15 protein-coding genes are annotated in these 22103 nt (G+C 74.5%); 10 read left to right on the top strand and 5 right to left on the bottom strand.

Annotation, left to right across the window (positions count from 1 at the left end; genetic code table 11):
• Positions 1–129 precede the first annotated feature (129 nt).
• From aceE to ACI79G_RS10500, 4 genes are all read left to right on the top strand, one after another.
• On the top strand, positions 130–2943 hold the full coding sequence (gene aceE / locus ACI79G_RS10515) for a pyruvate dehydrogenase (acetyl-transferring), homodimeric type (protein ID WP_217636253.1): 2814 nt from the start codon (positions 130–132) through the stop codon (positions 2941–2943).
• A gap of 86 nt (positions 2944–3029) precedes the next feature.
• On the top strand, positions 3030–3950 hold the full coding sequence (locus ACI79G_RS10510; protein WP_456881074.1) for an FAD-dependent oxidoreductase: 921 nt from the start codon (positions 3030–3032) through the stop codon (positions 3948–3950).
• Between the two features lie 62 nt (positions 3951–4012).
• On the top strand, positions 4013–5437 hold the full coding sequence (locus tag ACI79G_RS10505; protein WP_456881073.1) for a hypothetical protein: 1425 nt from the start codon (positions 4013–4015) through the stop codon (positions 5435–5437).
• A 30-nt stretch (positions 5438–5467) separates the two neighbouring features.
• Positions 5468–6808 carry an alpha/beta hydrolase gene (locus tag ACI79G_RS10500; RefSeq protein WP_456881072.1) on the top strand — a complete coding sequence of 447 codons (1341 nt, stop codon included), beginning with the start codon at positions 5468–5470 and terminating at the stop codon, positions 6806–6808.
• Here ACI79G_RS10500 and ACI79G_RS10495 read toward each other — a convergent pair.
• The 5 genes from ACI79G_RS10495 to ACI79G_RS10475 form a co-directional block, all read right to left on the bottom strand.
• Positions 6784–10365, bottom strand: a complete 3582-nt coding sequence (locus tag ACI79G_RS10495; RefSeq protein ID WP_456881071.1) for an nSTAND1 domain-containing NTPase — start codon at positions 10363–10365, stop codon at positions 6784–6786. The genes ACI79G_RS10500 and ACI79G_RS10495 overlap by 25 nt on opposite strands.
• Positions 10362–12467, bottom strand: a complete 2106-nt coding sequence (locus ACI79G_RS10490) for a CHAT domain-containing protein (protein ID WP_456881070.1) — start codon at positions 12465–12467, stop codon at positions 10362–10364. The genes ACI79G_RS10495 and ACI79G_RS10490 overlap by 4 nt, the downstream gene beginning before the upstream one ends.
• Before the next feature lie 102 nt (positions 12468–12569).
• A complete protein-coding gene (locus ACI79G_RS10485; RefSeq protein WP_456881069.1) occupies positions 12570–13775 on the bottom strand; it encodes a M20 metallopeptidase family protein in 1206 nt (401 codons plus the stop codon).
• Positions 13776–13794: 19 nt separating this feature from the next.
• Positions 13795–14340: a pirin family protein gene (locus tag ACI79G_RS10480; protein WP_456881068.1), complete on the bottom strand. Its 546-nt coding sequence runs from the start codon at positions 14338–14340 to the stop codon at positions 13795–13797.
• A 19-nt stretch (positions 14341–14359) separates the two neighbouring features.
• Entirely contained in the window at positions 14360–15064 is a 705-nt protein-coding gene (locus ACI79G_RS10475; protein WP_456881067.1) for a phosphatase PAP2 family protein, read from the bottom strand.
• Between the two features lie 46 nt (positions 15065–15110).
• Between ACI79G_RS10475 and ACI79G_RS10470 the strand changes: the two genes are divergently transcribed.
• The 6 genes from ACI79G_RS10470 to ACI79G_RS10445 all read left to right on the top strand — a co-directional run bounded on the left by ACI79G_RS10470 (position 15111) and on the right by ACI79G_RS10445 (position 21871).
• Complete coding sequence (locus ACI79G_RS10470; RefSeq protein WP_456881066.1) at positions 15111–16289, top strand: PucR family transcriptional regulator; 1179 nt, start codon at positions 15111–15113, stop codon at positions 16287–16289.
• Positions 16290–16489: 200 nt separating this feature from the next.
• A complete protein-coding gene (locus ACI79G_RS10465; RefSeq protein WP_456881065.1) occupies positions 16490–17701 on the top strand; it encodes an acyltransferase domain-containing protein in 1212 nt (403 codons plus the stop codon).
• Positions 17698–18666, top strand: a complete 969-nt coding sequence (locus ACI79G_RS10460; protein WP_456881064.1) for a beta-ketoacyl-ACP synthase III — start codon at positions 17698–17700, stop codon at positions 18664–18666. The genes ACI79G_RS10465 and ACI79G_RS10460 overlap by 4 nt, the downstream gene beginning before the upstream one ends.
• Before the next feature lie 75 nt (positions 18667–18741).
• The gene (locus ACI79G_RS10455) at positions 18742–18981 is read left to right on the top strand and encodes an acyl carrier protein (RefSeq protein ID WP_012949533.1); all 240 of its coding nucleotides are present in this window, start codon (positions 18742–18744) and stop codon (positions 18979–18981) included.
• Positions 18982–19081: 100 nt separating this feature from the next.
• A complete protein-coding gene (locus ACI79G_RS10450) occupies positions 19082–20323 on the top strand; it encodes a beta-ketoacyl-[acyl-carrier-protein] synthase family protein (protein WP_456881063.1) in 1242 nt (413 codons plus the stop codon).
• Positions 20324–20461: 138 nt separating this feature from the next.
• Positions 20462–21871, top strand: coding sequence for an acyl-CoA carboxylase subunit beta (locus ACI79G_RS10445; RefSeq protein WP_456881062.1), 1410 nt, complete (start codon positions 20462–20464; stop codon positions 21869–21871).
• The last annotated feature ends 232 nt before the right edge of the window (positions 21872–22103 follow it).

Genomic DNA, 22103 nt, shown 5'->3' with positions numbered 1-22103 from the left:
CGTAGGCGGAAAGCGTAGGGCATGCCTGGTCAGGTGCAAGTGTGTCGAGGGACGTCCGGAACCGGCCGTCGTCCCGACTGGTGGGCGACCGGCGTGACGCGCACCCCACCCGCGGGGGACGATGTGCCCATGAGCGCTCCGCAGCAGTCGGGTGGCGACCCCGCCCGCGACGCCGGCAACGAGACCGGACCGGCCCGTGCGGTCATCACCGACGGCCTCCCCAGCCAACTGGTCGACACCGACCCCGACGAGACCAACGAGTGGTTGGAGTCGCTGGACGCCGTCGTTGACCACGCCGGTCGCGGCCGCGCCCGCTACCTCATGCTCCGCATGCTGGAGCGCAGCCGCGAGCAGCAGGTCGGCGTCCCCGGCCTGCGCAGCACCGACTACATCAACACCATCCCGCCGGAGCGGGAACCGTGGTTCCCGGGCGACGAGGACGTCGAGCGCCGGATCCGCGCCTACATCCGCTGGAACGCCGCGATCATGGTGCACCGCGCGCAGCGCCCGGGGGTCGGCGTCGGCGGGCACATCTCCTCCTACGCGAGCTCCGCGTCCCTGTACGAGGTCGGCTTCAACCACTTCTTCCGCGGCAAGGACCACCCCGGCGGCGGCGACCAGATCTGGTTCCAGGGGCACGCCTCCCCCGGCATCTACGCCCGCGCCTTCCTCGAGGGCCGCCTCGACGAGAACCAGCTCGACGGCTTCCGGCAGGAGGTGAGCCACCCCGGCGGTGGGCTGTCGTCCTACCCGCACCCGCGGCTGATGCCGGACTTCTGGGAGTTCCCCACCGTCTCGATGGGCCTCGGCCCCATGAACGCGGTCTACCAGGCACGGTTCAACCGGTACCTGCACGCACGCGGCATCAAGGACACCTCCGACCAGCACGTGTGGGCCTTCCTGGGCGACGGCGAGATGGACGAGCCCGAGTCGCTGGGCGTGATCGGCCTCGCCGCGCGCGAGGAACTGGACAACCTCACCTTCGTCATCAACTGCAACCTGCAGCGGCTCGACGGCCCGGTCCGCGGCAACGGCAAGGTCATCCAGGAGCTGGAGTCCTTCTTCCGCGGCGCCGGGTGGAACGTCATCAAGGTGATCTGGGGCCGGGAGTGGGACCCGCTGCTGGCCGCCGACCGCGACGGCGCGCTGGTCAACCTCATGAACCAGACGCCGGACGGCGACTACCAGACCTACAAGGCCGAGGACGGCGCCTTCGTCCGCGAGCACTTCTTCGGCCGGGACCCACGCACCCGCAAGCTCGTGGAGAACATGAGCGACCAGGAGGTCTGGAACCTCTCCCGCGGCGGGCACGACTACCGCAAGGTCTACGCGGCGTTCAAGGCGGCGGTGGAGCACAAGGGTCAGCCCACGGTCATCCTCGCCAAGACCATCAAGGGCTGGACCCTCGGCAGCCACTTCGAGGGCCGCAACTCCACCCACCAGATGAAGAAGCTGACCGCCGAGGACCTCGCCGCGTTCCGCGACCGCCTCTACCTGCCGATCCCCGACGAGCAGCTCGACAAGACCCTGCCGCCCTACTACAAGCCCGCCCCGGACTCCGACGAGATGCAGTACATGCTCGAGCGGCGCCGGCAGCTGGGCGGCGCGGTGCCCCGGCGCCGGTCGGAGTTCAAGACGCTCAAGGCGCCCGAGGACAAGGCCCTCGACGTCCTGCGGCGCGGCTCGGGCAAGCAGGAGGTCGCCACCACGATGGCGTTCGTCCGCCTGCTCAAGGAGCTGCTCAAGGACAAGGAGCTCGGCCCGCGCTTCGTGCCGATCATCCCGGACGAGGCCCGCACCTTCGGGATGGACTCCCTCTTCCCGTCGCAGAAGATCTACAACCCGGCCGGCCAGCGCTACACCTCGGTCGACCGCGAGCTGATGCTGGCGTACAAGGAGTCCGAGCAGGGCCAGATCCTGCACGAGGGCATCAACGAGGCGGGCTCCACCGCGTCGTTCACCGCCGTCGGCACCTCGTACGCCACGCACGGCGAGCCGATGGTCCCGATTTACATCTTCTACTCGATGTTCGGGTTCCAGCGGACCGGCGACTCGTTCTGGGCAGCCGCCGACCAGATGACCCGCGGCTTCGTCCTCGGCGCCACCGCCGGCCGGACGACGCTCAACGGCGAGGGCCTCCAGCACGAGGACGGCCACTCGCTGCTGCTCGCGCACACCAACCCGGCCGTCGTCTGCTACGACCCCGCGTTCTCCTACGAGGTCGGGCACATCACCAAGGACGCGCTGGCGCGCATGTACGGCGACGACCCGGGCGCCCCGCTGGGCGGCTCCCGCTCGCCCGACGTCATGTACTACCTGACGGTCTACAACGAGCCGTACAACCAGCCGGCCGAGCCCGAGGGTCTGGACGTCCAGGGTCTGCTGGCCGGCATGTACCGGTACGCGCCCGGCCAGGGTGACGGCCCGAAGGCGCAGGTGCTGGCCTCCGGCGTCGCGGTGCCGTGGGCGCTGCGCGCGCAGGAGCTGCTGGCCAACGACTGGGGCGTGTCGGCCGACGTGTGGTCGGTGACGTCGTGGAACGAGCTGCGGCGGCAGGCCGACGCGGCCGAGGAGCACAACCTGCTGTACCCGGAGGACGAGCCGCAGGTCCCGTACGTGACCCAGCGGCTGCAGGACGCCCCCGGGCCGGTCGTCGCGGTGTCGGACTGGATGCGGGCGGTGCCCGACCTCATCGCGCCGTACGTCCCCGGCGGGATGGCCACGCTGGGCACCGACGGGTTCGGCCTCTCCGACACCCGCCCGGCGCTGCGGCGGCACTTCCACGTCGACGCCGAGTCGGTCGTCGTCCGGGTGCTGGCCTCGCTGGCCCAGCGCGGCGAGGTCGACCGCGACGTCGTCCGCCAGGCGGTGGAGAAGTACCAGATCCGCGACGTGCAGGCCGCGCCCGAGGAGGAGCGGTCCGACCCCAGCCCGGCGACCTGAGGAAGGCCCCCCTGCCCCCCGCCACCCGCAGGCTCGCGGCGGGACCCGGCACGGGGGCCACAGCTGCCGGCGACGGCCACCTCGCGGTGGCCGTCGTCGGCGGCGGGGTGGTGGGGCTGACCTGCGCGCTCGAGCTCGCGCGCGCCGGGCACCGGGTCCGGGTGCACACCGCCGACCCGATCGCGGCGACCACCTCCGCGGTGGCTGCCGCGATCTGGTTCCCGTACCGAGCGGCGCCCGCGGACGCCGTCCTGCGGTGGGGCGCCACCTCGCTCGAGGTCCTCACCCGGCTGGCCGCCGACCCGGCGACCGGGGTGGCGCTCCGGCCGGGGACGTTCGTGCACCGCACGCCCGAGCCCGACCTCTGGTGGACGCCCGGCGTGGCCGACGTCCGTCCGGCGACCCCGGGGGAGCTCCCGCCCGGCGTCCCCGCCGGCACCCGCTGCACGCTGCCGGTGGTGGACACGGGCCGGTACCTGCCCTGGCTGGTCGGCGCGTGCGCCTCGGCCGGGGTGCAGACCGTGCCTGGCCGGGTCGCCGCGCTCGACGAGGTGGCCGGCGACGTCGTGGTGGTGGCCGCGGGACTGGCCGCGGGGCACCTCCTCGACGACGACTCCTGCGTACCCGTGCAGGGCCAGGTGGTGCGGCTGGCCGACCCGGGCCTGACCGACTGGGTGCTGGACGACGACAACCCGGCCGGGCTCACCTACGTCGTCCCCCGCGGGCGGGACGTTGTCTGCGGGGGCACGGCGCTGGAGGGCGCCACCGGCACGGAGCCCGACCCCGAGGTGGAGGCCGCGATCCTGGCGCGGGCGTGCGCGCTGGTCCCGGAGCTGCGCGGACAGCCGGTGCTGTCGCGGGCGGTGGGGCTGCGGCCGGGCCGGCCCACCGTCCGGCTGGAACGGCTGGACGTCGGCGGGCGACCGGTGGTGGCCTGCTACGGGCACGGCGGCGCCGGCGTCACCCTCTCCTGGGGCTGCGCGGCCGAGGCCATCGGCCTGGTGTGAGCGCCGGGGTCGTTGCCGCGAGGTGACGCCGGGGGCTACCGTCTGCCGCGAGGCGGTGCGGCATGACCGAGACCATGACCGAGGAACTCCGGCTCGTGCTCAACGGGATCGACGTCGGCACGGGCGACTACCTCACGCCGGAGCTGGTGCTGGCTGACGTGGCGCACGCGTTGCGCGGGGGCGCGGCGTCCCCGCCCGGGGCCCGTGAACTCTGCCGGCGCAGGCAGGCGGACGAGGACCACTTCGGAGTCGTCTACGGGCGGGACCCGCAGGAACTGGGCTCGGTCGGCTGGGGCGTGGTGGCGCCGCCGGACCTGGACCCGGCGGTGCCGGAGGCGCTCGGTCCCCTGCTTCGGCTGCGCAAGGAGCAAGCCGGCGATCTGTTCCGGCGCCTCGATCTGCGCCCCGGTGAGGACAAGGACGACTTCCTGGCCCGCCACGGGATGGGTCCCGGGGTCGTCGACCCCCGCAGGGTCCCCTACCACCTGCTGCTCCTCGGTTCACCGGAGCAGGTGCCCTTCGACGTCCAGTACCAGCTGGGCGTCTCCTACGCCGTCGGGCGCCTCGACCTCGAGGACGCCGAGGCCTACGCCGCCTACGCGGCGACCGCGGTCGCGGCCGAGCAGAGTCCCGGCCCCCCGGCCCATCGGCTGCGGTTCTTCGCGCCCCGCCACCCGGGGGACACGCCCACGGCCCTGAGCTCCTCCCGGCTGGTGGCGCCGCTACAGGCGGAGTTGTCTGACGCCACCGGCGGCTGGGAGGTCGGCAGCGACGTCGGGGAGGGTGCCACGCGAGCCCGGCTGGAGGAGCTAGTGACGGGGACGGACGCCCCGGACCTGCTCTTCACGGCCGGCCACGGCGTCGGGGGCACGGCCGCGCACCGAGACCTCGCCGGCGCGCTGCTGTGCCAGGACTGGCCCGGTCCGCTCGGCCCCCGCGGCCCGGTCGACGAGGGGCACTACTTGGCTGGGCACCACCTACCCTCTGGAGGCGGGATCGGCCCCCGGGTGGTGTTCTCCTTCGCCTGCTTCGGCGCCGGCACACCGCAGCAGTCGGACTACCCGGACGGTCCGGACAGCTCCGCGCCGCTGGCCGCCACTGGGTTCACCGCGCGGCTGCCGCAGCGGCTTCTCGGGGCGCCCGGTGGCGCGCTGGCCTTTGTGGGACACGTGGACCGCGCCTGGAGCTGTTCGTTTCTCTGGAAGGGGCTGGCCGCGCAGGTCACGCCCTTCCGAAGCACCCTCCTGGCGCTGATGGACGGCTCTCGTCTCGGGTGGGCGATGGAGAGCCTGACCTCGCGGTACGCGGAGATCGCGACGGAGCTGACCCGCCGGATGGACGGGCTCCGCCGCTTCGGCAAGCGCATCGACGACGCCGACCTGGTTGGCCTCTGGACGGCGACGCATGACGCCCGGTCCTACGTGGTCCTGGGTGACCCCGCGGTCCGGATCGCGCCGCGGGGCAGCGCCGGTCCGCTCGCGGGCTGACAGACGGAGGACGCCGTGGGACCCGGACCGGTGCCTGGGGGCGAGCCTGGCTACCACCTGGTGGCCTTCGACGCCCGTGGGGAGGAGCGGCCCGAGGCTGCGGGCCTGTCCAGCCAGCAGCTCGACGCGCGGCTGGTCCGGGAGCCGCCCACGGATGTCTTCGTCCTCAGCCACGGGTGGAACGGCGACGTGCCCGCCGCCCACCGCCAGTACAGCGCCTGGGTGGCGGCCATGGCCGGGTGCCCGGAGGACCGGGCGGCCGCCGACGCCCGTCCCGGTGGGTTTCGACCCGTCGTCGTCGGGGTCCACTGGCCCAGCCGGGCGTGGGGGGACGAGGACCTGGGCTCGACGTCCTTCGGGCTACCGGCCGATGGAGCCGCGGCAGCGGAGAACGGGGTGGCCCGGCTCGTGGACTCCTCGGCGGCGGCCCTCGGCGACACGCCCGTCGTGCGAGAGGCGGTGCGCACCCTGGTGGACTCGGCCCTCGAGGACCCCGTCCCAGTCACGCTGCCGGCGCCGGTACGCGAGGCGTACGCGCGGCTGGACGAGGCCCTCGGGCCGGGTGCCGCCGGCGAGGGCGCCGCCCCCGGGGACGACCGCGCCCCCTTTGACGCAGAGGCGGTCTACCAGGCTTGCCTCGTGGAGGAGTTGGCCTCCTTCGGGAGCACCTCCCTCGGCGGACTGCTCGCCCCGCTCCGGGTGCTCACCTTCTGGCACATGAAGCGCCGGGCCCGCGACGTGGGCGCCTCCGGTGTAGCGACGCTGCTGTCGGCTCTGCAGGAGGCGGCGCCGGACGCCCGTGTGCACCTGATGGGACACAGCTTCGGCTGCATCGTCGTCTCCGCGGCCGTGGCGGCTGCCCGCCGCCCGGTCGCCTCGCTGACCCTCGTGCAGGGGGCGATGTCGCTGTGGTCCTTCTGCTCGGCCATCCCGTCTGTGCCCGAGCGCCCTGGCTTCTTCCACCGCGTCCTGGCCGACGGGCTCGTCGCCGGCCCGGTGCTGGTCACCACCTCGGTGCACGACCGCGCGGTGCGCACCTTCTACCCAATCGGTGCCGGTGCGCGCGGCCAGGTCGACTACGGGCCGGACCGGCTGCCCACCTACGGCGCCATCGGCACCTTCGGGGTGCGCGGGCCCGGCATCCGGGTGGTGGACGACGACCTGCACGCGGTCGACGCGTCGTACGACCTGCAGCCCGGGGTGGTGCACGTCCTGCGCAGTGACGAGGTGATCCGGCACGGCGCCGGGGTGATGGGGGCGCACAGCGACATCACCAAGCCCGCGGTGGCGCACGCGGTCTGGCAGGCCGCGCTGGCCACGCCCGCCGGCACCCCCGGGGGACAGGGTCAGCAGTCGGGGTCCAACCCGTAGAAGGTGCAGTCCGCTTCGGACAGGTCCTGGGTGACCTTGGACTCGACCAGGTCCAAGAGGTCGTCGTCCTGCAGCGGGAGGGTGCTCCGGTCACCGCCGGTGTCGAAGAGTGCGACGTGCCGGCCGCCGGGCATGAAGGTCGCGGCCACGAGGTCCGAGTCGGTCGGGACTACCCGTGTCCGCAGCCCCGTGTCGGGGTCGGTGAGCACCGCCTGCTGATCCGAGCCCGTGGTCAACACGTCACCGGCCGGACCGATGACGACGTACAGGACGGCACCCGAGTGCACCGGTTCCGACCAGGCGAGGACGCCGCTCCGGGTGTCGAAGGAGGCCACCCGCCCCCTCGAGGTCCCGAGGACGACGTCGCGACCGTCGCCCGTGAACGCGGCATCGTTCACGGTCTCCCACATGGCATCCGTCGGAACCTCACGCGCGGCCGCCTCCTCCAGGAGGAGTTCCACGGGCTCTCCCGCCCCGGACAAGGGCACCACGAGGGCGATCGGCCGCGCCTTCACCGGGGACGACGGCTCCTCGGACACGCCATCGAGGATCGCGAGGACGTGGGAACCGTCCGGTGAGACCCTGACTTGAGAGATGGAGCGGCTCGGGTCGTTCATCACGTCGCCCAGCTGCTCGCCGGTGCCGGCGTCCCACCGGACCAACCTCCCGTCCCAGCTCGCGGTGACGATCTCCGCGCTGTCCGGGGTGAACGCCAGGTCCATCAACGAGTAGTCGTCCGGCCCCAGGACAACCAGCTCGCGACCGGTCCCCACGTCCCAGACGTGCACCCGTCCGTCCTCGGTGATCCCGCCCACTCGGCGTCCGTCCGGCGAGGCCGCCAGTGCGGAGAGCTGGCGCCCCTCCGCGCCGGAGACCATGCGGTGGCCGGCGCTGGGATCCCACCCGCTGAGACTCGAGTCCTCCGCGATGGTGAAGGTCTGGTCACTGGTCACGACAAAGGTGAGCACAGCCCGCGCACCCGCGGTGTTGACCCCCGTGGGGCGCAGCTGCCAGAACGCCGGCTCACTGTCCTGGGACAACGCCAGCACCGTGCTGGGGTCGGAGACGTCGAAGACCGCCTCCCTCAACGCAGCCCCGGGAACGGTCACCTGGGAGACCAGCTGCCCGGTGGAGCTGTCGTGCACCGTCACGTGGCCCTCGGCCTGGAAGGTCAGGATCCGTGAGAGTTCCGCGTCGACCGTGCGGAACACCACGTCCGAGTCGGTGTCCGGGTCCGCGGGGAACGGCCCGTGCCGGGGGCTGCCTGTGGCCGCGTCCCAGACGGTGACCGCCTGGTCGAACGTGATCGTCGCCAAGGTCTGCCCGGCCGGACCGACCACGACCTGCGACGCGCCCTCAGGCAGCGGGACCCGGCCCGTCTCCTGCCCGGTGGTGGCATCCCAGAGGACCGCAGAGGGCGCGTCACCGACGGTGGCCAGAGTCCGGCCGTCGTCGCTGAACGCAGCGTCGTAGGCGCTCGTCGAGCTCTCATCCGCGACCGCGAAGAGCGGAGTCCCCCCGCGGTCCCACACCTGCAGCGCCTGGCCGGAGCCGATAGACACCACCCGGCTCCCGTCCGGCGAGAGCAGCACCTGCCAGACGAAGCCGCTGCTCTCTTGCCATCGCTGTGTGCCGCCCGAGGCCACGTCCCACACGAGGATGCCGCCGCCCACCAAGCCGGCGACGACGGTGGACGCATCGGAGCTGATGTCCACGACAGTGACGTCGGAGGCATCCGACAGGGGCAGTCGCCCCTCGGCCTCGCCCGTCACCCGATCCCAGATCTGCAGACCCTCCGATCCCGCGGTGACCACGGCCGTACCATCCCTGGACAAGGCCCCCGCCAGCGCCGGCCCCTGTCCGCGCAGGACGGTTGACACCGGGGACGCGGAGGCGGTCTGGTACAGCACGTCGCGGGCCTGCGGGCCGAGGTCCTCGGGTCCGGACCGTCTGGCTGCCGCTGCTGCGAGAGCGACAGCCAGGTCCTGGTCCCAGGTCAGGGCACGTTGGGCCCCGGCAAGCAGTCTGTACACGATCTCCTGTTCGCGCGCCTGCCTCTCGGCCTCTCGCGACCGGAGCAGGAAAAGGGTGGCGGTCAGGGCGAGCACGGTGACCAGGGCGACGGCGATCCACAGCCGCCGTGCCGAACGGCGGAGGACCACTGCCGTCTGCTGCTCACGGCGCACCTGCTCGTCGGCCCGCCGGGACGCCGTGAGGAAGTCCCGCTGCAGAGGGGTGAGCACGCCGGTCCGCACGGCGTCGTCCTGCTCGGCCTCGGCGAGGTCCGCACCGCGCAGCAGCAGCCGGTCCGGCCGGTCCTCCTGGTCCCACAGCACGGCCGCCCGCTCGAGGGAAGACAGGTGCTGCGCGCGCCAGGCCGCGTTGTCCCGCCGGACGGGCTCGATCAGCCGGTCGTGGGCCAGCTCGTACCAGGTGGCCTGCCGACGGGTCTCGGCGCGGACCAGGTGCGCGTCGAGCAGCTCGCCGAGCAGGCGGTGCCCGGCCTCCGTGGCCGGCTCCGGGCCCGTCAGGACCTGGCTGCGCAGCCCCTGCGGGGTGATCAGCCGCTCCTCGAACCAGTCCCGGATCACCCGCTCCGGCACCCCGGTCCGCTCCGCCGCGGTGCGGACCCGCTCGGCGTAGTACTCCCCCAGTGCCTGGTCGACCCGACCCAGGGCGTCGACGTCAGCACGAGTGATCTCCGTGGCACCGGCGGGGAGCATCGACCACAGCAGGTGGCACGCCACCTGCAGCTGCACCGGCTCGACGTAGGAGCCGAGCACCTCCGTGACCCCACCCGGCCGCTGCACCCGCACGGTCCGCAGGTCGTCCACCAGCTGCTGGGCGGCCTCCTCGGTGAACTCCACACCCGCCGCCTGGGCCGGGCGACGGATCGCCTCGAGCGCCTCGGTCACCGACAGGAGGTCGAGCCGGAAGGTGGTCCGGAACCGCGTCGGGACGTACTTCAGGTACGGGTCGAGGGCGGCGAGGAAGTCCTCCCGCATGGAGAACAGCGCCCAGTGGTCCCGGTCCCGCAGCAGCTGCCCGAGCTCCCGGAAGAACTCGTGCTTGGCCTCCTCGTCGGTGGGGTCGGCGGTCAGCACCTCCTCGAACTGGTCGAAGACCAGCACCTCGTTGCCCAGCTGGCCGTCCCGGTCGGCGTTGGCCGTGACGTACTCGTGCAGCGTCATGGTGGCCAGCTCGGCGACGGGGCGCTGCCGCTCCGGGGGCACGCCCTCCTCGAGGGAGAGCAGCACGCTGGACACGTAGCGGTTGCGCGGCGTGGGAACCCCGGACTCCGGCGTCAGCGCGTGGGTGACCCGGATGGTCGGGAGCACCTCGAACGCGGCCTCGCGGAGGGCCGGCACCAGGGCCGCCTCGATCAGCGACGTCTTCCCCGCACCCGACGGGGAGTACAGCAGGACGATGCGCTCGGCGATCAGCAGGTCGAGCAGGTCCTGCCGCTCCCGGTCCCGCCCGTAGAGCGGGTCGCCGAGCCTGAAGGAGACCGGGCCGACGTAGGGGTCGCCAACCCGCGGAGGCGCCGAGGCGGTCATGACCTTCGCGCCTCCCACTGCGCCTGCAACTCCCGCACGAAGTGGTCGGTGGTGCCCCAGTAGACCGACACACGCGCGTCCCGGAAGTAGTCCTCCAGGTAGCTCCGCGCGCGGGCGGCGTCGATGGTGGCGTCCTCCTCGGGGTCGATCTGGACGGCGACGTGCGTGTAGCCCTTCCGCCGGTTGCCGCCCTCGGAGCTCATCAGGCTGCGGTACAGGACCCGGAAGTCCCACTCGTCGATGCGGAACCCCACGAACATCAGCGCCGAGTCCGCCAGCCGCCGGCGCACCATGGAGGGGACGAGGTCCTGGTTCTGGGTGACGCCGATGAGGAAGTCGAAGTAGTCGTCCTCGGTGAGCACGAGGGAGTCGGGCTGGTCCAGGGTCCCGAGCAGGTGGTAGACCAGCGGCCGCTCGGGCGTGGGCCGGTAGGACGGGTCCCGGTCGGCCGCCACGTCCCACCAGTCGCCGTCCCCGGACCAGTGGCACACCTGCACCTCCGGCTCGCGCCCGGCCTCGCTGAGGGCCCGGGCGAGCAGGCGGGAGGGTTGGGTCGTGACGTAGACCGGAGCCGGCAGCTGCGCCAGCACCGAGTAGGGCTCGACTGCCTCACGCCGGTGCCGCGCCTGCCACGCGCCCGCGATGAGGTCCTCGAGCGAGGTGCGCTCCTGGAGCAGGTCCGCTGGCAGGTCCTCGCGGTAGCGCTCCAGGAGGGTGCGCCGCAGGTGGCGCTCCAGCTCCGAGCGCAGGAACGGCGGGTCCTGGTGGATCGACAGGTACTGCGCGACCTGCGGGAGGCTCTCCCGGTAGTGCGGTGCCATGGGGAAGCCGTAGCTGCGGGCCCAGTCGGCGGCGATCTCCTGCCGGGTGCCCAGCAGCGCGTCGCTGATCCCCGGACCGATGATCGGCGTGCACATGCCGCTGCTCAGCGACCTGATCAGCGTCGGCCACTTGTCGAACGGCTCCCCGCCGGGGGTGACGCCCGGCTGGTACCACAGCCGCCCGCTCTTCAGCCGCATGAACAGTGCCGGGGCCCACCAGTCGGGCCGGTCCCGCACGGCCGCCCGCCCGACGGCCGTCGCGCGGTCCACGAGCCCGTCCGCGTCGAGGCTCCGGAAGAACGCCCTGGTGAAGGTGGCAGCGGTGGTCATGGTGACGTTCCCCTGCATGGCCACCACCGCGGGGACGCCGACCTCGGCCAGCCGGGGCCCCAGCGCGGCCAGCACCCCGGCGTCCTCGCTCCTCCGGTCGGCGCCCGCGCCGGCGCTCTGGCAGGACGCGAGGAAGACCAGCCGCGGCAGCCGGGACAGGTCCCGCAGCTGGCTGATCAGGTCGCTGCCGAGGAGGGGCGCGGCGTGGCCCTCCTGGTCGACGAGCAGGAGCACGGGCTCCTCGTTGGCGACGTAGCCGTGGCAGACCAGGTACAGGACGTCGAACCCGCGCCGCACCTGGTCGAGCACGTTTGCGAGAGTGGGGGCGGCGGCTCCGGGCAGCGTGGTCAGCCGCAGCGAGGCGAGCCCCTCGCGCACGCGGGCCAGCTCCTCCTCGACGCGCACCGGCGCCAGGAGGCGCCCGGCGTCGAAGGCGCCGAGGTCGTCCGGCCCGGCGACCACCGCGAGGGCCGTCAGGTCGTCCCGGGCCCGCACGCCCACGGGTCGCCAGTCCTGGCTGCTGAGGTACCGCGAGAAGAGCACGTTCTCGTTCGTCAGCAGCGTCGAGCCGTCGTGCGGGTCGCGCAGCGTCTCCCACCGCAGCCCGTGCAGCGCGGCGGCACCGCTGCCCATGACCAGGCGCACGCGGAGGGGCACGTCCTGGCTCTGGGCCGTTGCTACCGCCTTCTGGAACGCCGCACCGACGCCGTGGCCGAACAATCCGCAGCCGAGCGCGCGGCCGTACTCTCCGTCGTCGTCCACGGCGTCGAGGGCGCGTGGGTCGATGTCGGCCAGCAGGGGCCCGGGAGCGGTCAGCTGCACCTCGCCGTCGGTGCGCGGGAGCGAGAAGCGCAGTTCGACGGTGCATGAGACCGCGTCTCGACGGTGGAGGCCGATCTCGAGGTCGGCGCACTCGTTCACCGACTCGTGGGGACCCGAGACGGCGACCATGCGCACCTGCCGAGACACGAGAGGCGATCGGGAAGTCGCTCCAGGGTCCTCTCCGCGGCCCGCGTAGGAAAGGGGGCTGTCGCTCTCCGCCCAGGAGTGATCTCAAGTGGTGAGTGCGTCCAGCGCCATCGCGGCGTAGAGGGCGGCCCCGGCCGGCAGCGCGTCCTCGTCGAACACCACCAGGTTGGAGTGGTTGCCGGCGGCGCTCGCCGGATCGGCTCCCGGCGGGCAGGCACCGAGGAACGCCATCGCGCCGGGCACCCGCTGCAGCACGTAGGAGAAGTCCTCCGCACCCATGAGCGGCTCGGCGGCGACGACGCTGCGCTCCGGGCCGACCAGCTCTCCCGCGATCGCCAGCACCCGGTCGGCGACCGCCGGGTCGTTGGCCGTGACCGGGTAGCCCTGCCTGTGCACGAAGTCGACCTGCATGTCGTGCGCGGCGGCCACGTGCGTGGCGACCCGCCGCACCGAGGCGACGACGTCGGCCCGCCGCTCGGGCGAGAGGGTGCGGATGGTGCCCTGCAGGTAGGCGGTGTCCGGGATGACGTTGTCGGTGGAGCCGGCCACCAGGTTGGCCACCGTCACCACCGTCGGGTCGAACACCGGGGCGCGGCGAGTGACCATCGACTGCAGCGCGAGCACGATCTCGGCAGCCACCGGCACCGGGTCGGCGGCGGCGTGCGGCATGGAGGCGTGCCCACCTCGGCCGTGGACGGTGACCTCCCAGTGGTCGGCGGCGGCCATCATCGGCCCGGGCCGCACGCTGACCACGCCGCTGGGCTGGTTGGCGAAGACGTGCAGCGCGAATGCCCCGACCACCGGCGCCTCCGGGACGGCGTCCAGCAGCCCCTCCTCGAGCATGTACCGCGCCCCGTGGAAGCCCTCCTCCCCCGGCTGCAGCATGAGCAGGACCTGGCCGGCGATCTCGTCCCGGCGCTCGGCGAGCAGCCGGCCCGCGCCCAGCAGCATCGCGGTGTGCAGGTCGTGCCCGCAGGCGTGCATCGCGCCGGGCACCTCGGAGGCGAACGGCAGCCCGGTGTCCTCGTGCACGGGCAGGGCGTCCAGGTCGGCGCGCAGCAGGTACGTGGGGCCGGGGCGGGCGCCGCGCAGCACGCCGACCACCGAGGTCGTGCTCGTCCCGGTCGTCACCTCCACCGGCAGCCCGGCGAGCTCCTCGAGCACGGTGGCCTGGGTGCGCGGCAGGTGCAGCCCGATCTCCGGGGTGCGGTGCAGCCGACGGCGCAGGTCCACGGTGCGGTCGGCGTCGGCACGGGCGGCGGCCAGCAGGTCCGCGGCGGGGATGGGCATGCCGCCACTCTCCCAGGGTTCAGGAGCCGGCCCATGCCGGGCGGGTGACGTCCAGCTGCCAGACCACCGCGGTCGCGGGACCGGACACCGGGCCGCCCGCCTGCTGCTCGACGCGGACGCCGTCGGGACCGGCCAGCACGAGCAGCCCGGGCGGCACGGTCGCCGACGTCCCGTCCTCCACCGTCTCGATCCACAGCCGGGCGTCGGGCCGGCCGAGGTCCACCCAGCCGTCCGCGTTCGGGTGCACCTCGTGCGCGGCGTCGTCCCCGGGACGCGAGCTGCGCAGGTAGCTCTGCAGGACGTGCGCGCCGCCGTCCCCGGCGACCTCGTCGTGCTCCAGGCCGGTGCCGGCGCGCAGGACGGCGACGTCCCCGGCGGTCAGCACCGCGCCGCTCCCCCACGCGTGCCGCAGCGAGCCGGCCAGCACCACCGCGACGACGTCGACCGCACGGTGCGGGTGCCGCCCGTACCCGGTGCCGGGCGCCAGCCGGTCGTCGGCCAGGCGCAGCAGCGGGCCCAGCGAGCCGTCGTCGGGCTCCAGCAGCACGTCGGAGGTCAGGGTCACGGTGTCCTCGCTGCGATGCTCACGCGCCTGTCCGCTCATGGTCCTCCCGGGGTGGGAGAGCGCCGCGGCCGCCGGGCAGCGCGTCGAAGACGAGCGCCACCAGGAGTGTCCAGGCCACCCCCAGCGCCCAGCCGCCGACGACGTCGGAGAGGAAGTGCACGCCCAGCCACATCCGGGTCAGCCCGACGAGGACGACCAGGGCCACCCCGGCCGCGAGGGCGAGCCGGCGCTGCCGGGCGGTCAGCCGCGGCCAGGCCAGCACGAGCGCGATGGTCACGAGCGTGGCGATGCCCGAGGAGTGGCCGCTGGGGAAGCTCAGGGTGTCGTAGCCGGCTCCGCCGTTCTCGAACGCCGGGCGCACCCGGCCGAACGCCTCCTTGAGCAGCGCGGTCACCGGGCCCACCAGCACGTTGGCCGCGACCACCCAGCCCGCCGTCCGCCACGCCCTGCGAGTCCCCAGCCAGAACAGCACGGGCAGCGAGACCACCACCCGGAACCAGGCCACGCCGGGGGTGGTCAGCACCTCCAGCAGCACCTCGGTGGCGACGGAGCGGTCGTCGCCGGCGTAGAGCGCGCGGCTGACCGCGTCGTCGAGCCGGACCTGCGGCGCCCAGCCGGCCAGCACCCCGGCGCCCAGGACGAGCAGCACCACGATCCCCGCGCCGGTCGCCGCCAGTGATCGCCGGACCGTCGTCCGCCGGGGGTCCCGCTGCACCACGTCCACCCCACCCACTCTCCCCGACACCGCCGTGCGTGCCAGGCTGGCCGGTGTGTCCGACCGGGTCAGCAGGCGCCCGCCCTCCGCCGCCACCCTGCGGCGGCTGGAGCGTGCGTCCGGGTCGCTGTCGACCCGCGCGGTCGCGCGGATGGACGACGAGCTGCCCTGGTTCCGGACCATGCCCGCCGACCAGCGGTCCTGGGTGATGCTCGTCGCCCAGGCCGGGCTGGCCTCCTTCGTCGAGTGGTGCCGCAGCCCCGACCGCCGGCCGCGGCTGACCGGCGAGGTCTTCGGCGCCGCCCCACGTGAGCTGGCCCGCGTCGTGCCGCTCAAGCACACCGTCGACCTGGTGCGGGTGACCGTCGAGGTGATGGACGACTTCGTCGAGACGGTCGCCGAGCCGGGGGACGCCGACGTGCTGCGGCTGGCGGTGCTGCAGTACAGCCGCGAGGTCGCCTTCGCCACCGCGCAGGTCTACGCCAGCTTCGCCGAGAGCCGCGGCGCCTGGGACGCCCGCCTGGAGGCCCTGCTGGTCGACGCGCTGGTCCGCGGGGAGCGCTCCGAGGAGCTCTCCGGCCGGGCCTCGGCGCTGGGCTGGGCGGGGATGAGCCCGGTGACCGTGCTGGTCGGCGCGGCGCCGTCGGACGGCGACGTGCACGGCGCCACCCGCCGGGCCGCGCGGCAGGTGCGCAGCGAGGTGCTCGTGGGCGTGCACGCCGACCAGCTGGTCGTCGTCCTCGGCGGGTCGTCGGACCTGCAGTCCGCCGCCGAGCGGGTGAGCGACGAGTTCGGCCCCGGTCCGGTGGTGATGGGGCCCGTCGTCGACGGCCTCGGCCGGGCCGGCGACTCCGCGGCCGCCGCGCTCGCCGGGCTGCGCGCCGCGCGCGCCTGGCCGGGCGCCCCGCGGCCGGTGGCGGCCGACGCACTGCTGCCCGAGCGGGCCCTGGACGGAGACCCGACCGCCCGCGCGACGCTGCAGGAGCGGATCGCGGTGCCGCTGCAGGCCGCCGGCGGCGAGGTCCTCGAGACGGTGCGCGCGGTGCTCGCCAGCGGGGGCAACCTCGAGGCCAGCGCCCGCGCGCTGTTCGTGCACCCCAACACCGTCCGGTACCGGCTCAAGCGGGCCACGGAGATCACCGGGGTCTCGACCACCGACCCGCGCGGCGGCTGGACGGTGCAGGTCGCCCTCGCCCTCGCCGCCCTCGACCAGGACCGCTCGCTCTGGCACTGAGGGAGGACCTCCCCGCCCCCCGCCGCTCGCGGGCCCGCGGCGGGCCCCTGCACGGAGCCCACCGGCGCACAGTGCGGTTTCCACCACATCACCGGGGGTGACACCCGGCGACAACCCGGTCCAGTTGTGGAGACCCTCCAAAGAGCAGCGGTGTCCTTTCGTGCCGCTCCCCACGGCGGGGCGCCGTGATGTCTGCAACGGTGAGATACGTGCTGGCCGTCCTCGCCCCCGGACAGGGTGCGCAGAAGCCCGGGATGCTCACCGACTGGCTCGAGCTGCCCGGGGCAGAGTCCTTCTTCCGCTGGGCGGGTGCGATCGCCGACGCCGACCTGCTCGCGCTGGGCACCACCGGCGACGCCGAGGCCATCAAGGACACCGCGGTCACCCAGCCGCTGGTGGTCGCGATGAGCTTGTTCGTCGCCCGCGAGCTCGGCGGCCTGCCCGGGCCGGTGGCGCACACGCCGCAGGCCGGCCGGGACGTCGTCATCGCCGGGCACAGCGTCGGCGAGCTCACCGCGGCCGCGCTGGCCGGGGTGCTCAGCGTCGAGGCGGCGATCGCGCTGACCGCCGTCCGCGGCCGGGCGATGGCCGCCGCGTGCGCGCGGACGCCGACCGGGATGTCCGCCGTCCTCGGGGGTGACCCCGACGAGGTGACCGCGGCGCTCGAGAAGCACGGGCTGACCCCCGCCAACATGAACGGCGGCGGGCAGGTCGTCGCGGCCGGTTCCCTCGACGGCCTGGCCGCGCTCAAGGCCGACCCGCCGGCCAAGGCCCGCGTTCTGCCGCTGTCGGTGGCCGGCGCCTTCCACACCGAGTACATGGCCCCCGCCCGCGCCGAGCTCGAGGGGCTGGTCGGCGGCCTGCGCCCGGCCGAACCCAGCCGGCTGCTGCTCTCCAACGCCGACGGCGCCGCGGTGACCAGCGGCCGGGAGGTGCTGTCCCGGCTGGTCAGCCAGGTCACCAGCCCGGTGCGGTTCGACGCGTGCCTGGCGACCCTGCGCGACCTCGGCGTCACGGCGGTCATCGAGCTGCCCCCCGCGGGCGCGCTGGCCGGCCTGGCCAAGCGCGAGTGGAAGGACAGCGACATCGAGGTGCTGGCGGTCAGCCGCCCGGCCGACCTCGACCGTGCCCGCGCCCTCATCGAGGCCGAGCGCGGCCGCCCCGAACCCGACCACCTGCCCGACTGGCGGGTCGTCGTCTCCCCCGTGCGCGGCACGGTCAGCCCCGCCGCGATCGCCGAGGGCACCCAGCTGCCGGCCGGCACGCCGCTGGGTCGCGTCCGCAGCCGCCGTGCGGAGGCCGACGTCTCCGCCGGGTACGACGGCGTCCTCGCCGAGTGGCTGGTCCAGGAGGGCGACCTCGTCGACGCCGGCGACCCGATCGCGCGGCTCTACCCGGAGGTGCAGTCATGAGCGGACTCCAGCTGACCACCGGGGCGCCCGGCGCGCGGATCCTCGGCTTCGGCAGCTACCGGCCGCGCCGTCGGGTCACCAACGACGAGCTCGCGCAGACCATGGACACCAACGACGAGTGGATCCAGGCGCGGGTGGGCATCGCCGAGCGCCGGTGGGCCGAGCCCGACGAGACGCTGCTGGAGATGAGCGTCGCCGCCGGCGGCAAGGCGCTGGCCGCCAGCGGTCTGGACGCCTCCGAGGTCGACCTGGTGCTGCTCGCCTCGGCCAGCCTGCCGCGGCCGATCCCGGGCCTGGCACCCGAGGTCGCGCACCGGCTGGGCGCCCAGCGGCCCGGTGCGTTCGACCTCAACGCCGGCTGCGCCGGCTGGTGCTATGCACTCAGCGCCGCCGCCGACGCCATCCGCACCGGCTCGGCGCGCAACGCCCTGGTCATCGGCGGCGAGCGGCTGACCGACTACACCGACCTCACCGACCGCACCACCGCGGTGATCTTCGCCGACGGGGCGGGCGCCGCCGTCCTGGGAGCGTCGGACACCCCCGGTGTCGGGCCGGTCGTCTGGGGCAGTGACGGCGACCAGTCCAGCGCCATCGCCATCCCCGAGGGCGAGAAGGCGATGAGCATGGCCGGCCAGGCCGTGTACCGCTGGGCCACCACCCGGCTCACCGCCACCCTGGTGACGGCCATGGAGCGCGCCGGCGTCGGCCCCGAGGACATCGACGTCTTCGCCCCCCACCAGGCCAACCTGCGCATCGTCGAGCTGATGGCCAAGCGCCTCGGGCTGCCCGAGAGCACCGTCATCGCCCGCGACATCGTCCGGTCGGGCAACACCTCCTCCGCCTCGGTCCCGCTGGCGCTCTCGGCGCTGCTGGAGTCCGGGGAGGCCAAGAGTGGTGACCTCGCCCTGATCCTGGGGTACGGGGCCGGTCTCACCTTCGCCGGCCAGGTCGTCGTCCTGCCCTGACCGGCCCCACAGACCCCCGGGCCACAGGGGCCCGACGGCGGGAGCTCCCGCCCCACCCGAGAGAGAGGACCGCGCGTGAGCGAGGACATCCAGACCGGTCTGGCCGAGATCCTGGAGGAGGTCGCGGGCGTGGCGCCCGCCGACGCCACCCCGGAGAAGTCGTTCACCGAGGACCTCGACGTCGACTCGCTGTCGATGGTCGAGATCGCCACCGCGGTCGAGGACAAGTTCGGCGTCGCCATCCCCGACGACGAGCTGGCCAACATCAAGACCGTCGGCGACGCCATGAGCTACATCCAGAAGAACAAGGCCTGAGAGAGGACCCCGCTGCCCCCCGCCGCTCGCAGGCTCGCGGCGGGACCCTGCAGCGGGGCCACGCCTGACCCCTGATCGCTCGTCCCAGGAGGAACCCGTCATGAGCACGTCCGTCGGCGACGTCGTCGTCACCGGTCTCGGTGCCACCACGCCGCTCGGGAGCGACGTCGCCAGCACGTGGGACGCGCTGCTGGCCGGGCGGTCGGGGGTCAGCCGGATCACCGACGACTGGGTGAAGGAATTCCCCGCCCAGCTCGTCGCCCGGCTGGCCGCCGACCCGGCCGGGCAGCTCGACCGCGTCCGCGCCCGCCGGCTGGACCGCAGCCAGCAGGTGGCCGCGGTCGCCGCCGAGGAGGCCTGGCGCGACTCCGGGGCCGCCGACGCCGGCGTCGCCCCGGAACGGGTCGCCGTCGTCTTCGGCACCGGCATCGGCGGCGCGCTGACCCTGCTCGGCCAGGACGACGTCCTGGAGGAGAAGGGCCCCAAGCGGGTCTCGCCCTTCACCATCCCGATGCTCATGCCCAACGGCCCGGCCGCCGCGGTCGGGCTGGCCATCGGCGCCCGAGGTGGCGTGCACGCCCCCGTGAGCGCCTGCGCCTCCGGCGCCGAGGCGATCCGCTGGGGCCTGGACCTGCTGCGCTTCGATCGCGCGGACGTCGTGCTGGTCGGCGGCGCGGAGGCCTGCGTGCACCCGCTGCCGATGGCCGGCTTCGCGGCGATGCGCGCGATGAGCACCCGCAACGACGAGCCCGAGCGCGCCTCCCGCCCGTTCGACAAGGCCCGCGACGGCTTCGTGCTCGGCGAGGGCGCGGCCGCGCTGGTGCTCGAGCGCGGCGACGCGGCCCGCGCCCGCGGCGCGCGCATCCACGCCCGGCTGGCCGGCGCCGGCGGCACCGCCGACGGCTACGACCTGGTCGCCCCGCACCCCGAGGGCGAGGGCGCCGGCCGGGCGATCGCCGCCGCCGTCCGCGACGCCGGGCTGGCCCCCACCGACATCGGCCACGTCAACGCGCACGCCACCTCGACGCCGGTCGGCGACACCGCGGAGGCCGCGGCCATCCGCACCACCATCGGCGAGCACGCCCTGGTGACGGCGACGAAGAGCCAGACCGGCCACCTGCTCGGCGCGGCCGGGGCGCTGGAGTCGGTCTTCACCATCCTCGCGCTGCGCGAGCAGGTCGTCCCCGCGACGGCCAACCTCGACGACCCCGACGACGACCCGGCCGTGCAGGCCCTCGACATCGTCCGACGGGAGCCGCGCAAGGCGTCCCTCACCGCCGCGGTCAACGACTCGTTCGGCTTCGGCGGCCACAACATCGCGCTGGTGTTCACCACCGCCTGAGAGTCGAAGGACCCCGTCCCCCTCACCCCTCGCACGCTCGGGACGAGCCTCCGGACGGGGCCGACCGACCCGCCCGGGCCGGCCCCTGCGCCTGCCCGGGCCGTCCCCGCACGCCCGCGTCCGGCCCGTGGAGGTCCCGTGACCACGCTCCAAGCCGCTCCTGAGACCACCACCGACCCGCGCGACCCCGAGGACCGCCTGGCGCGGTTCTTCGACACCGGCTCGATGTCCCTGCTGGCGCCGCGCGACACCTCCGGGGTGGTGGCGGCCCGGGGCACGGTGTCGGGCACCCGCGCGGTCGCCTTCTGCACCGACGCCACCGTGATGGGCGGTGCCATGGGCGTCGACGGCTGCCGGCACATCGTCGACACCATCGACACCGCCCTGCGCGAGCGCCTGCCGGTCGTCGGCGTCTGGCACTCCGGCGGCGCCCGGCTGGCCGAGGGCGTCACGGCGCTGCACGCGGTCGGCGAGGTCTTCGCGGCGATGGTGCGGGCCTCCGGGCGCGTGCCGCAGATCTCGGTGGTCCTCGGCCCGGCTGCCGGCGGCGCCGCGTACGGCCCGGCGCTCACCGACCTGGTGATCATGGGCCCGGCCGGCCGGGTGTTCGTCACCGGCCCGGACGTCGTCCGCTCGGTCACCGGCGAGGACGTCGACATGGAGAGCCTCGGCGGACCGGACACCCACGGCCGGCGCAGCGGCGTGGTGCACGTGGTGACCGACTCCGAGCAGGCGGCGCTGGGGACCGCTCGGCAGGCCGTCGACCTGCTCGCCGCACAGGGCTCCTTCGCGCCGGCCGAGGGCGAGCCGGACGTCGACCTCGGGGCGCTGCTGCCCGAGCAGGCCAACCGTGCCTACGACGTCAAGCCCCTCGTGGCCGCCGTCCTCGACGGCCCGGCCCTGGAGCTGCACCCGCGCTGGGCGCCCAACATCGTCACCGCGCTGGGCCGGCTGGCCGGCCGCACGGTCGGCGTGATCGCCAACAACCCGCTGCGGCTGGGGGGCTGCCTGGACTCGGCCTCGGCGGAGAAGGCGGCCCGCTTCGTGCGGATGTGCGACGCCTTCGGCGTCCCGCTGGTCGTGCTGGTCGACGTCCCCGGCTACCTGCCCGGCGTCGGCCAGGAGTGGGACGGCGTGGTCCGCCGCGGCGCCAAGCTGCTGCACGCCTTCGCCGAGGCGGTGGTGCCCCGGGTGACGCTGGTGACCCGCAAGTCCTACGGCGGGGCCTACATCGCGATGAACGCCCGCTCGCTCGGCGCGACGGCGGTCTTCGCCTGGCCGGGGGCCGAGGTCGCGGTCATGGGCGCCAAGGCCGCCGTCGGCATCCTGCACCGCAAGGAGCTGGCCGCCGTCCCGCCCGGCGAGCGCGAGGCGCTGCACGCGCAGCTGGCCGCGGAGCACGAGCGGATCGCCGGTGGCGTGAACCGGGCCCTGCAGATCGGCGTGGTCGACGAGGTCGTCGACCCCGCGCGGACCAGGCGGCGGCTGGTGGCCGCCCTGGCAGCGGCGCCGTCCGGCCGCGGGGCGCACGGCAACATCCCGCTGTGAGCGCACGCGACCGGGGGCGGGGGGGGGGGGGGGGGGGGGGGGGGGGGGGGGGGGGGGGGGGGGGGGGGGGGGGGGGGGGGGGGGGGGGGGGCCCCCCCCCCGCGGGCCCCCCCCCCCCCCACACCCCCCCCCCCCCATCCAGGACGCCGGGGTGGCCGACGGCGTGTACCCGCTGCACGTCGACGCCCGGTCACTGCCGTTCGCGGCCGACTTCTTCGACGCCATCGTCAGC

This window comes from Geodermatophilus sp. SYSU D00779 (assembly GCF_054050595.1).
This window is presented reverse-complemented; position numbering and strand designations above follow the sequence as displayed.